This window comes from Nocardia colli, from assembly GCF_008704205.1.
Lineage (GTDB): Bacteria > Actinomycetota > Actinomycetes > Mycobacteriales > Mycobacteriaceae > Nocardia > Nocardia colli.
This window is the reverse complement of the sequence record NZ_VXLC01000031.1, coordinates 17,249-29,965: the sequence shown is the minus strand read 5'-3', so window position 1 is coordinate 29,965 and position 12,717 is coordinate 17,249. Positions and strand designations below refer to the sequence as shown.

At 64.8% G+C, this 12,717-nt stretch carries 10 protein-coding genes; 6 read left to right on the top strand and 4 right to left on the bottom strand.

What is annotated here, in order from left to right; all coding sequences use genetic code 11:
- The first annotated feature begins 123 nt into the window (after positions 1-123).
- From F3087_RS40085 to F3087_RS40070, 4 genes are all read left to right on the top strand, one after another.
- The gene (locus F3087_RS40085) at positions 124-1,386 is read left to right on the top strand and encodes a cytochrome P450 family protein (protein WP_317983957.1); all 1,263 of its coding nucleotides are present in this window, start codon (positions 124-126) and stop codon (positions 1,384-1,386) included.
- 61 nt (positions 1,387-1,447) lie between these two features.
- A complete protein-coding gene (locus F3087_RS40080; RefSeq protein ID WP_150407397.1) occupies positions 1,448-3,301 on the top strand; it encodes an acyl-CoA dehydrogenase family protein in 1,854 nt (617 codons plus the stop codon).
- A 119-nt stretch (positions 3,302-3,420) separates the two neighbouring features.
- Positions 3,421-4,539 carry a transglycosylase SLT domain-containing protein gene (locus F3087_RS40075; RefSeq protein WP_191094376.1) on the top strand — a complete coding sequence of 373 codons (1,119 nt, stop codon included), beginning with the start codon at positions 3,421-3,423 and terminating at the stop codon, positions 4,537-4,539.
- 122 nt (positions 4,540-4,661) lie between these two features.
- The gene (locus F3087_RS40070; RefSeq protein WP_150407395.1) at positions 4,662-5,183 is read left to right on the top strand and encodes a hypothetical protein; all 522 of its coding nucleotides are present in this window, start codon (positions 4,662-4,664) and stop codon (positions 5,181-5,183) included.
- 48 nt (positions 5,184-5,231) lie between these two features.
- On the opposite strand, the gene F3087_RS40065 is transcribed toward F3087_RS40070, so the two are convergent.
- Together F3087_RS40065 and F3087_RS40060 are read right to left on the bottom strand one after the other, a co-directional pair.
- Positions 5,232-5,942: a hypothetical protein gene (locus F3087_RS40065; RefSeq protein ID WP_223885711.1), complete on the bottom strand. Its 711-nt coding sequence runs from the start codon at positions 5,940-5,942 to the stop codon at positions 5,232-5,234.
- 187 nt (positions 5,943-6,129) lie between these two features.
- Entirely contained in the window at positions 6,130-7,950 is a 1,821-nt protein-coding gene (locus F3087_RS40060) for a serine/threonine-protein kinase (RefSeq protein WP_150407394.1), read from the bottom strand.
- A gap of 309 nt (positions 7,951-8,259) precedes the next feature.
- On the opposite strand from F3087_RS40060, the gene F3087_RS40055 reads away from it, so the two are divergent.
- Positions 8,260-8,766, top strand: a complete 507-nt coding sequence (locus tag F3087_RS40055; RefSeq protein WP_150407393.1) for a hypothetical protein — start codon at positions 8,260-8,262, stop codon at positions 8,764-8,766.
- 34 nt (positions 8,767-8,800) lie between these two features.
- On the opposite strand, the gene F3087_RS40050 is transcribed toward F3087_RS40055, so the two are convergent.
- Positions 8,801-9,622, bottom strand: a complete 822-nt coding sequence (locus tag F3087_RS40050) for an SAM-dependent methyltransferase (RefSeq protein ID WP_191094374.1) — start codon at positions 9,620-9,622, stop codon at positions 8,801-8,803.
- Between the two features lie 263 nt (positions 9,623-9,885).
- Between F3087_RS40050 and F3087_RS40045 the strand changes: the two genes are divergently transcribed.
- Complete coding sequence (locus F3087_RS40045; protein WP_150407391.1) at positions 9,886-10,905, top strand: hypothetical protein; 1,020 nt, start codon at positions 9,886-9,888, stop codon at positions 10,903-10,905.
- On the opposite strand, the gene F3087_RS40040 is transcribed toward F3087_RS40045, so the two are convergent.
- The gene (locus tag F3087_RS40040) at positions 10,879-12,393 is read right to left on the bottom strand and encodes a WXG100-like domain-containing protein (protein WP_449584073.1); all 1,515 of its coding nucleotides are present in this window, start codon (positions 12,391-12,393) and stop codon (positions 10,879-10,881) included. The two genes, F3087_RS40045 and F3087_RS40040, sit on opposite strands and share 27 nt — an antisense overlap.
- Between the last annotated feature and the right edge of the window lie 324 nt (positions 12,394-12,717).

Genomic DNA, 12,717 nt, shown 5'->3' with positions numbered 1-12,717 from the left:
CGTTCCACCGCCTTCCCAGCGCTGGGGATCGTCCGCGCCCGGAATGTGTTGCGCGGGGCTAACATCGGCCATCGACGCTAGTTCCGCCATCCTCTCCTGCACGCCTCGGTCAAGGAGAACCTTGTGGATTCCCAGCAGATTTCAGCTCATGACGGTACGGTCTCGCCCCCGTCCGAGAATCCCACCGACGCCCGAATATCGCTCTACAGTGAAGAATTCGCGGCCGATCCGCATATCGCCTACGCCGCGATGCGACACCGTTATGGATCCATCGTTCCGGTCGACGTCTATCCGGGCGTGCCGGCGACCTTGGTCCTGCGGTATCGCACCGCGGTCCGAATCCTCAATGATCCCGGGCACTTTTCGGCAGACCCCAGGCCCTGGCAGACGACCGTGCCGAGCGATCTGCCGATCTTACCGATGGTCGAGTGGCGACCGAACGCGCTGCGCTCCGACGGCGCCGAGCACGCGCGTTATCGGGCGGCGACCAATGACGCGCTGTCGGGCGTCGATCTGTACGCGCTGCACGCCACCGTGGAGCGGCTGGCGATTCCCCTGATCAATTCCTTCTGCCAGGCCGGCGCCGCGGACGTGATCAGCGAATACGTCCTGCCGCTCGTCTTCGCCGTGCTCAACGAACTCATCGGGTGCCCGGCCGATATCGGCCATCGCGTCGCCGCGGCCAGTGCGGCGATGTTCGACGGAGTCGACACCGACACGGTCAACACCATGCTCGACAAAGCGCTGCTCGAACTCACCGAACTCAAACGCGCGGAACCCCGCGACGACATCGCCACCCGATTGTGCCATCACCCCGCAGGACTGACCGACGAGGAGATGATCCACCAGCTGGTCACCTGCTACGCCGCGGGCATCGAGCCGCAACAAAATCTCATCACCAATACCCTGCTGCTGATCCTCACCGACGCCCGGTTCACCGAGAACAGCATCGGCTTCGCGCCGCCGACCGGCGCCGCGCTCGATGAAATACTGGCAACCGACCCGCCACTGGCCAACTACTGCATCACCTATCCACGCCAGCCCATCCAGGTAGACAAGGTGTGGTTGCCGGCCAATCAACCGGTGATCACCAGCATGACCGCGTGCAACAACGATCCGGCGATGAACAACGGACAGTATGCCGGCAACGGTTGGAACCTGGGCTGGGGCGCGGGTCCACACGCCTGCCCCAGGCACGCACGCTCGGCGGCATACCAGATCGCGCGCGACGCGATAGATCAACTGCTGGATGCGCTGCCTGAACTGCGGCTCGCGGTGCCGGCTGAAAAGCTCGTGTGGCGACCAGGACCGTTCCACCGGGCGCTGGCGGCGTTGCCGGTCGTATTCCCGGCGACAGCTCCACTGAATCTTGTTCGAACACAATAGAATCAGAGACGGCGCAGGGCTGCGGTGAGGCCGTGTCAGCCGTCGGCAGGGCGGATACCCCATGGCAACACCAGATTTCATCGCCGACCGGTTCGCCGCAGCAGCGCAAATCCCGCATGCCGGCGCCCAAACGACCGTCGCCGCGCTCCGCGAGGTGATCTTCGGGACGCACGGCGAATTGCACACCCGAGTCCGCGACGTCGTCGTCGGGCTCGCCGATCATCCGCGATCCGGATTGACCTACGCGCAAGAGACCGCGGCCGCACCGGATCTGTTGCGCGCGGTGATCACCGGGCTCGGCCGCCCGGCCCGCGAAATCGCCGCCGACCCTCAATTGCGCGGCGCGCTGTGCGACTGGGCCCAGGTCGCCGCGCCCCGGCTGCTGCTGGTGCTGACCGGGCACTTCGATCTCGCGATCGGTGCGATCCTCGCGCTGGGCAATGGCTCGGCCTATCAGCAGGAGTGCTTGGCCGAGCTGGATACCGGTGCCGCGCTCGGCGTCCTCGCACTGACCGAACTCGGCGGCACCAACGGCGCCGATCAGCAGACGATCGCCACCTGGGACGCCGGTATCGATGGATTCCGGTTGACCACCCCCTCGGTCGGCGCGGTGAAGTTCATGCCCAACGTGGCCTTGCCCGCCGTGCCGAAGACTGTCGTGGTCACCGCGCGCTTGATCATCGACGGCCACGACGAGGGCATCCTTCCGTTCCTGCTGCGCTTGCGCACCCCTGGTCCGGCCGACGGGGTGGAGATCGTGGCGCTGCCGGACAAGGTGTCCGCACCGATGGACCATGCCTTGATCAGGTTCGATGGTGTTCGGATTCCACGCGACGCGCTACTGGGCGGAGACTGGGCGCGCATGAGCGCGGACGGCCGCCTGGACTGCGCCCTCTCGCCCCGCGAGCGGTTTCATACCGCGATCGGTGTCCTGGGCAACGGCCGGTTGGATCTTGCCAACGCAGCGATCGCGAGTGCCCGCGCCGCGCTGGCCGGGATGGTGAACTACACCCGCCAACGCCGACCTGGCCGGGTCCGGATGGCCGATCGCGACGCGGTGCGGCGCGACCTGGTATCCGGTGTGGCCGCCGTGTACGCGACCAGCACCCTGGGCAGGCGCCTGCGAGACATCCGGGCGACCTCCGCCGGCGCCACCGATCCGAAGCAGGCGCTGTGGTCGATGCTCGCCAAGCCGCTGCTGTCGAATACCGCGCACCAGGTGCTGATGATGTGCCGCCAGCGCGCCGCGGCGCAAGGATCGCTACGCATCAACCATATTCTGGACTGGATCGGCAACCTGGAGGCCATTATCACGGCGGAGGGCGAGAACCAGATCATGCAGGTCACCGCAGGAAAGGCCGCCATGGGCAGCCGACCATTGCAACTGCCGGACACACCCGAGCTACCGTGGTACCTCGACATCCTCGCTGAGCGCGAGCAGACGATCTCCGCCGAACTGCAACAGGGCATCTACGAATCGGCAGGCATCGCACTGGGCCCGGACGCAGCGGCGATCGAACTGGCTACCGCGACCGCCGAACGATTGGCCACAACCGCCCTGGTCGCCGCGGGAAACAACCTCGAAGATCCGACCGCGGTCGAGCTGGCCGCCGCCGCGGCGGCAGCCTATGCGCTGGAACGCATCTACACCCGCGGCGGCTGGTATACCGAGCACTCGCACATGTCGCCGCATCAGGTAGCCGAGGTCGCCGCCGAACTGTTCCGGCACCAGACCTTGCTGGCCGCGCACCTACCGACCATGGTCGCCGCCTTCGACATCCCGCGTCTGCCCGGCCCCATCTTTTCTCCCGACTACATCCGAGCCTGGCAGGATTACGCGGGCTGGGACGACAAAACCTTCACCGGCGACACCCTTTCCCGCGGACTTCCCAGCGTCGGGGATATTCGATACTGATTTGACGGAAGTGGATGCTTCCGCCTGGTCGGATTGTTCCGAGCGAGCGAGGAAAAGATGGCGCGGTTCGTACACGCGGTCGATATCGGCGACTCGGTAGCCGGGTGTCAGGCAGACCGATGACCGCGGCCGAAACCATGACCCACTTCTGGCTGGTCGAGCTGTCTCCGCCGACAGGCGCGCGACCGGGTCTGGTCGCGCTCATCGAGGCGGCCAGGCAGACGATCCAGACCTCGGTCGATCGGCTGGGAGCGGGCACGCCATCCAAGGCGCCCGAATTCCAGCAGTTGTTGCGGGACAAGGGCCTTGCCGATTCACAGAACGTCTCGACCACGACGGAGACGTACAACGCCGAGAAATTGCCGGCGCTCGAGGAGGTCAAGACCGAACTGCGCAGGCAGGACGAAAGCGTGGACACCTCGGCATACGAAACACGAGGCGTCACCGGAGATACGCTCGCCACCATCCAGTCGGCGGTCCATCAGCTGCAGGGAATATTGGGGGCCACTCCGGCTCCACCACCAGGACAACAGTATCTTCCGGTCATTGTCGAGGCGCCGCTCATCCATGCGGTTTTCCATACCGTCGATACGGTGGAGACCGCAATGCGAGGAGCGACGGACCGTGTGCAGAAATTGGCGGACGATATCGCGAGTGCGGCGCCGATCTATACCGCGCATGGGAACACCACCGGGGCCGGTAATGGCGGTGGTATCGGCAATGGCAGCGGTGTCGGTGGCGGATACCCGATGACCGGTCCGCCGCAGATCCGGCATGCCAGTCCCGCCCGTGCCCGCTATTCTTCTGCCGGTTCGTCACGAAGCCCCGGCGGGATTTATGGCAGTCCTACGGCGGGCATTCATCGACCAGACATCGAGACCACGATGGACAAGGCCCTGGACGCCCTCGGGATCTTCGATCCGGCGGCCCGGGAGAACTGGAAACGCGGCTACCGTGTCCTGATCGAACGGGAATCCGGCGGGGATCCGGACAGCGTCAACACCACCGATTCCAACGCCGCCGCCGGCACCCCCTCCCGAGGCCTGACCCAGACGATCCCCGATACGTTCAGACACAATCACGTCGACGGGACTTCCTGGTCCATCACCGATCCCGTCGCCAACGTCGCGGCAAGCATGCAGTACGTGATCAACCAGTACGGCGTCGCACGGGACGGCCACGACCTACAGGCGCTGGTGCAGCAGGCGGACCCGACCAGGAATCCGAAGGGGTACTGAGCTATTCCCACGGCTGGGGAGTCGGTCGCCGTGCGGATATCCTCGAAATGTTTCGCGCAGTCGCCGACAGGCTGATCCGATCTGGTCTTCGAGATCAGCATCGAAGGAGCTGGGGCTATCCGATGGAAGACACGGCCGAACGGGAATCGTTGCACAACGAGTTACTGAAGGTCTTGAAACTGATAGATTTCGGCAATCGATATTTATCATGCTATGTCGAACTCACCGGTGGAAGTGGGCAACATGATTATCGGATCGACCTCGACAACGTGAGCAGCATCCTGTCCGAAACCGGGCTTTCGTTCCGGTACTTCACCAAGGAGAAATTCTTCGGCTACCTCGAAAAACACAAGCAGTACGACTTGTTCTTCCATATCACCTTACGGCGATCAGCCGCCGAATTCAGCCTTTATCTGGGTAGCGACCGCGGCGTCATCGGCGGCCTGTGGTCGGACCTCGCCCAGCAGATCACCCGGGAGCCGCACACCGAAGTCGATGTATTCCACGAATCTCGTGGCCTGCCGTTCTCCAGCGAAACCGGTCTTCGGCATGTCATCGAGTCCGGTGTGACGACCTTCCGGCACGCGCGGGATCTGATCTGGCCGCATTTCGACTGGCTGACACCGGCGCGCGAGAGTTGCTGAGCAGCCGGTCCTCGCGGGTATCCGGCGAACACTCGGATACCCGCGAGCCTAGTCGGCATCGCCGACCGGATGATGGTCGAGCAGTTCGAGATCGCGGGACACCAGCGTCGTGGACAGCAGCAACTCGCGCAGTAGGTTGTCGTTGAGCGAATTGCCGACGGGCTCGCCGACCTCATCGCGGGTCAATCCGGGCACTCCGGCGCGGGACAATCTCGCGCGCACACCGTTGACCAGGTGCTCGACCCGACGTGGTTTCCAGCTCGCGTCGGGCACTACCTCCGCCAGCAGTGCCGCGGCCGCGTCCCACGTCCAGGGCTGCGGCCGGGTCTCGTAGAGCAGGTATCGCTGCCCGAGCGCGACCAGCGCCAATTTCTCGTCCGGACTCAGCTGCCACACGTCCGGCGGCTTGGTGAGCTGGGCGTATTGAGGAACCGGCAGTTGCCCGTCCGAACCGGTCACGAAGATTTCCAGCAGGTGCTCCCGATTACGACCGCCACGCACGAACAGCGGCGTGTATCCGATGTCGAGCGGTACCGGTTGCTCCTCTTTGATCAACAGCCGCGAACTGGCGACCCGGATGGGGGCTCTGCCGGTATTGCCGACCCACCATTTTCCGTCGGCATAGCTGAGTGTGCCCTGGTGACGGCTGACCCGAAGATCGCTCTCACCCAGGCAGACGTGCACCTCCGGGCGATTGCGGCCGAACAGGATCGTCCGCCCTTCCTTCGGCCCGAAGGTCACCCCACCCGCCAACGACAATGCCGAAACGGTGCCGGGCACCGGCGAGCGAAAACCCCGGGCAAGGCTGTCGTGCGAGGCCGGTAACGTTTGTCCGCCTTGGGGTTTCAGTGTGTCGGGGATCGAGTTCACCGCATACCTCCGCCGTCTGATCGTCGCCTGACCGCTAGCCTCGCACGGGTGGCTGGGACCGGTCCCATCCGCGGGGTCATCGCGGCATTCCGAGGTCGAGCGCCCGCAACACCGCGGTCATGAGGGCCTGGGCGATATCGCAGCGTTGCGTCATCGGCGCGGTACCGAGCACTTTCACCGCCACTATTTCGAACCTGGGCTGCCCGGTGATATTCGTGTACGGGCGATACTCCGCCCGCACCGCGCACTGGTCCGGACCGTCCGATCCGGGGGTGAGGAAGACCTGATAGCCGCCGATCGTCATCGGATGCCCCTCGGCAAGGGTCAGCGCCGGATGACGGTCGAATTCCACCCGGGCCTCGCCGTCGATGGTGCTGGCCCAGCGGCACGACCAGTTGCCGAAACCCGGCAGCGGATGCAGCGCGTCGATCCCGGGCAAATTGCCGAGCGCGGCACCATCGAGGAGAGCACACGCGTTGGCCGAAATCAGCGATTCGGCGCTCAGCGGAGCGGGACGGCGCGGGATCGGCCCCCGATTGAGCATCTCGACCGCGTAGCCGGTGGCGGCATCGACGAGCGCGCAGGGATCCGGCCCGTTGTCGACGTCGCGGCGTCCGGTGATATTCACGCGATTACTGTCGGCCAGCGCGATAGTGCGTTCGCACCGTTCGTCGTTGACCGCCTCGGCGAGCACGTCGACGTTGCCGACGTGTTTGGACTGGATCTGTGAATCCGGGCTCGTGGTGCCGGACAGCAGACGCAGCTTCACGTCGCCGGTGAGCTGGCCGCCGACGCGTACCAGCAAGTCGCACCTGTCGAAGTTGCCCTCGTCGACCGACAGCACGGTCTGCCCGAACCCCGCCAGCGATTGGCTGGTCAGCAGGGCGCACGGGTCAGCGGTCCGCGCGTCGCCGAGCATGATCAGGTGCGCGGCCGGCGACACGTGATGCGACCTGCCGACGATCAGGCCCGTACCCACCACCGCCACCAACAGCACCACCGCGACCGCGGCGAGTGTCACTCGCCTGCGCCGCCGGCGTTCGAAATCCGATCGCACGGATCGCCATTGCGCGATTCGATCGAGCGTTCGAGAACCCGGTGGATTGACCTTCTTGAACAACTCGACGGCCGCGGCCGCGCTCGGTCGCCGCTTCGGATTCGGCGCCATCAACTGGGTCAGCACCTCCGACAGCAGCCCACCCTTGCTCGGCTCCTCGATCGCGCCGTCGGATGCCCGGGCGATCCAGGTCGCCGGATGATCGACTTTGCCGAACGGTGAGTGCCCCTCGACCGCGGTGAACAGGGTCGCGCCGAGCGAGAAGATGTCGGAGGCGAGATCGGCCGGCCGGCCCTGGGCGACCTCGGGGGCCAGGTAGGGCAGTTTGCCCCGCACCGTGGCGTCATCGGTACGGGTGGCCTCGCCCCACAGATCCTGCGATATTCCGAAATCGGTTAGTTTCGCAATATCGTCGCCGACGATGAGAATGTTCTCCGGCGTCACGTCTCGGTGCGCGATGCCGTGTGCATGGGCATGCGCGAGAGCCTCGGCCATCTGCCATCCGATGGTGGCCGCGCGAGCCGGCCGCAGCGTGCCGTGCTCCTGCAGGACTTTCGCGAGACTGTGTCCCGGCACGTATTCCATGACCAGCCAGCAGGCGGAGTCCTCTTCGAAGAAGTCGTACACCGAGACGATGTAGGGGTGGTGCAGTCGTGCCACATTCCTGGCTTCGGTCCGCAACCGCCGGATGGATTGCCGGTCGACCAGACGGGGACATTTCAGTGCGACATCGCGATCTAGATCATCATCGGTCGCCAGCCACACGACGCCCATGCCGCCCGTACCGAGCTGCTCGCGAAGCGTGTATCGGTCTTTGATTCGATCGCCGACGACTGCCATTTTCTTCCCGTTCTGGGGCTGAAAAACCTCCTACTTCGGACCCTAGCGCAGTCTGGGCGTACCGCCGAGTCACTTCTGCGGCAACTCGCGCATTGCTGCCGCCACCGGGGCATGGGACCGGTCCCAGCTACCGCATGTGATCGTTTGCTGCCAGCGACAACGGACGGGAGCAAACGATGGCAAGCACCAGTTCCTCGGCTACCACCGCCGCGACCGCGACACGGATCTCGGGGTGTGCCGCGTGCCCGGAAAACGCCGGAAATGCCAACCGGACGGACGTCCATGAGAATCAATAGCCGACGCTGCCAAGTGTTCGAGTACACACTGGCCGCGGCGGGACCGTGCGCCGTCACGCTCGGACAGTCCGCGATAGGGGTCGGCCGGCCATTCTTCGATTGCCTCGTAGCGACGGTGCACGTCGAGCGTGGTGATTCATCGCTGACGGCGGCCGCGGCGCAGGCTGTGCGGCGGATCGCACAGGATACCGGTGCGGCCTATATCGTGATCAACGGCGACTTCCATTCGGTCGACAATTCCGGATCGCCATTCGTGACTATACAATCGGACCCACTTTCCGATCTCGCCGATATGCTCGACGTGTTGCGCGAACTCGCGGAACGCCTGGAGGAGTACGGCGAGCGCGTCCATCTGATGCCTTTCGGCTGGCAGACGAACTCTCGCGCGCAAGTGCTCGAGGACCTGGGCGCTTTACAGGTTGTCCCCCAGCGTCGGCGCGGTCCGATATCGTCATCGTCGAGCTCGCAACCGGAACGACCGAATGCGCTGACTTGCCGATGGAGCGGCTACCATCCGTGAGGGTGCGCCGATCCGCACCGCGGACCGCATACCGTCATGAGTCGTGCGTAGCGGCCACCTTGTGCGCGGTGAAGAAACGACTGTTGTAGAGAAACGGATCGAGCAGCGAATTCGGCGCGCGCTGGTAACGGTCGAACAAATCCAGCGCGCTGGCCTCCGTGACCTGCCAGCCATGGCGACGGAACCATTCTTCGGGGCGCAGTGTCCGGTTCGTTGCGTTCAGCATCGGTTCGAGATCGATGCCCATGCTGGCTTTGATGTCTTGGAAATTACCTCGCTCACCGAGCACCTCTACCGCTACCCGGCTGCCTGCGGCGGAGTGCTCATCGATACCTTCGAACAATGCCTCTTGCGCATCCGGCGGCAGGTAGTTCAACAAACCTTCGGCAATCCAGACCGTCGGCTCCTCCGGTGCGAAACCCGCTTCGATCAACGCCGACACCCATTCTTCGGCAAACTCGACCGGTACCGGGCGGCGACGGCAGTACGGCTCCGCACGGAGAATATCGAGTACTCGCTGTTTGAAGTCGAGTACTCCATGTCGATCCAGCTCATAGAACGTGGCAGCCTCGTTCCAGGTCAAGCGATAGGCACGCGTGTCCAATCCGGCGGCAAGATCGACTATCTGACCGCAACCGGATCTGGTGATGTAGTCATCGAAATACCGCGAACGGACCCCGAAGTAGGGTGCGTTGATCGTCCAGATGTCCTCCGGCTCGCTGGGCACTACCGGCATCGACGGGGTCGGATCGGCGATTCGCACAAATGCGGCAGCATAGGGATCGCGGACCGAACCGTCCGGTGTGGCCGTTTCGATCGCGCGCGCGGCGGCCACCACCAATGCCGTCGCTCCCACGCCGGACAGAATGTCCCCCCGCTGGGCATCTCCTACCATCGAAACTCCTCCTGAACCGAGCTCATGATGCCTTCCAGAGCCTCGCCGAGGCGCTCTCTCCGAGTGAATCCAAAGCTATGCCCCCGTTCCCGGGTCCACTTCCTCGTACACCCACTGTTGGGAACCCGGGTCGTTCTTCTTCTCACCGCCGGGAAGTTCAGTGGCAAGCCGCTGTGCTCGACTTTGGCGGGGATCCACTACAGGAAGTGATGACGATGGGTCGAATGGTTCATTTTGTCGGCAGCATTCCGGGCACCGACGTCGAGGACGTCATGCGTACGATTCTGAGCCGCACCGGAACGTCCGTCCGGTCGCTCCCCGACGGTGAGATCGGCGAACGCAGCAGATGGATCATTCCCGTAGTCGACAGCCTCAGCTACCATCCCGATCTCGAGCAGGTGCGTTTCGGCGGTTGGCGATCCTATGACGACCTACCGCGGTATCGAATTCGCCGCGGCCATCAATTCGACTCCGCGCACATAGACCTACCGCAATCGATGATGTTCGAGCAGGCATACCCGATTTTCAAGCGCATCCGCGATCAATTCGGCCTCGCCGAGTTGTCGTTCCAGGTCGGTCTTCCCGGCGATCTCGACTACGCGCTGCCCACCTTCGGTTCGATCGGCGGCTTCCGGCACCGACGGCCGTTCGCGGAAGCGCTCGGTCGGCAGATGCAGGCGATACACGCCGATGGCGGCGACGATGTCATATTTCAACTCGAGCTCCCGGCCGAACTCGTGCTCATGACCCGGACGCCGACACCGTTGCGGCCCATCGCGGCGGCGCTGCTGACCCGGGGTGTCGTCGCCCTCGCTCAGCGTGCCCCGGCTGCCAGCCGGTTCGGTATCCATTTGTGCCTGGGTGATAACAACCACCGTTCAGTCGTGCGCCTGCGCAATGTGAAGCCATTGGTGCATCTGGTGAACGCACTCGTTGCGCGCTGGCCCGCCGACCGCCCGCTGGAGTTCGTGCATGTGCCGCTCGCCGCCGCGGACGAACCCCCGAGCGTCTCGCCGAGGTTCTACCGGGCGTTGCGCCAGCTGAAACTACCCGCAGAGGTCCGATTCATCGCGGGACTGGTGCACGAAGATCTCGATCTCGACCAACTTCGCGGCATTCGTGATCTGGTCGAGGAACAACTCGGCCGACAGGTCGACCTGGCCGCCTCGTGCGGACTCGGCCGACGAAGCGCCGAGCAGGCCGACCGAACCATCGATCTAGCGCGTCGGCTCACGGACCTCTGACCTATCGCCCGGTTTGTCCTCGGGGACAGCCTTATTCGGACGCTTCCGACCGCGGGCCGTGGCATCCGGCGGTGCAATCGCGGCGGCTGTGGTCGCGGTCGGTGTCGATCTGGACCATGGGGTCGCGGGTGGTGTGGTGTCACCGGCCCGGCGCGCGGGGGTGACCTGCGGCGCCGCCTTCGAGTGACGACTGGCAGGTTTCTGCGCGGCACGCGCCCAAGGGGTCGGCGGCAACGACGCTCCGCCGCCGTTCGTGGCCGGGACGGTTTGCCCCGAGTCCGGCCGCTCCGGTCCAGCGCCGGCCAGATGTCCGATACCGGCGCCGAGGCCGGCCGCAGGTATTTCAGGTCCTGGCGGTTGCCCGACCTGACCGGGGACGCTGGACAGCGAGGCCGGCGCGGAGATCCGCGGGTGATCGGTGAGTCCGGCGGTCTCGCCCCGGATGTACTGCTGCCCCGGAGAACCTGCGGTCATGCCGCCTATCGAGGCACGTGCGCGATCGATCTGCGGAGCGGAAGCCGTTGCGTGCGTGTTCGTCGGCCCGCCGGTGGCACGGTGCTGATCGACGGCGATCGGTGCCGCCGTGTGCTGGTCATCTGTCTCCGCATGATGGTGGTCACCGGATTCCGCAAGACCGCCGGATACCTGGATCGGCGCCCGAGTCGGACCGACGGCAATCGGCTCCGCCTCGGAGTCAGTGCGGTGCGACGACACCGGATCGGCTGTCATTCGGACAGCGGAGTGCTCCACGCCTACCGGCTCGCGGAACCGATCGCCCGCGGTGAACTCCAGTCCGGCGACATGGTCGGCGAACACGGCGGCATGCTCGACAATATCGTCCGCCAGGGAGTCGAGGATCTCGGCGTAGCGCCGCAGCTCGTCCGGCTCGATGATCAGCGGCACGGCGGTGGAACCAGCAGGCGGCGCCACACCTATGGCATCGCTCATTGCGTCGTAGACGACCCCGTCAACCAGCCTCTTGACCGAATCCTCCAGGGGAGCGATCGCTTTCTCGACCACCTCGAATGCGACATAGGCCAGCAGTGACTGCCACATCTGTTCGCAGATTCGACGCGCCGCCGCGGCGATGAGTGGTCCGGCCGCCGGGCCCGCCGGCGTGGCCATTGTGGCGATGAAGCTCGCCGCCAACGCGGCGAGCTCGACCAGCACCGCCGCCTGCACAACAGCGATGACCTCCGCAGCGACCTCCAGTGCCGTTGCCACGACGGCACACGCCCGGTCGAAATCCGCTGAATGCGTGGCGCTCATCCTCGCCCACGCCGAGATCAAACCCTCGTACGCATTTCCTGAATAGACCGAGCCCATGTCCTTGATCGCGCCACTCGCGGATACCTGTGTTTCCTGAACGTTCGACGCGAAGGTACGAACCGCTGCGGCTAGCCTACGGACTTCGTCTTCGTTGATGTCCGGATATGGAACACCACAGATGTTGAGGAGAAACGCCACTTCGCTCGGCAGCTCTACCATCGCACAGGAACCTGCCCTCCGCCGATTCCGGCGAACTCGATGCGCGCAACGGCTACCGCACGATGATCTCAGCATCGCCCGACACGGATATTCCCACTCCTGAAGAGTCGCCCATAAATGCTAGGCTGCTGCCGCTCGCCCCCTTTCCGGCCCAGCGCATGCGAAATTCGATGACGAACAGGCCATTCGAGCCCGAACACAACCCGCTTCGATTGCCGACGACCCGCGGATTCGCCTGGCGGTGCTCCCCTACCCGCTCAGTAAACACGCGACGCCTGACCGCAGCGGCTTCGCAGACGCGAAAATGGCCCACCCAGGGCACAG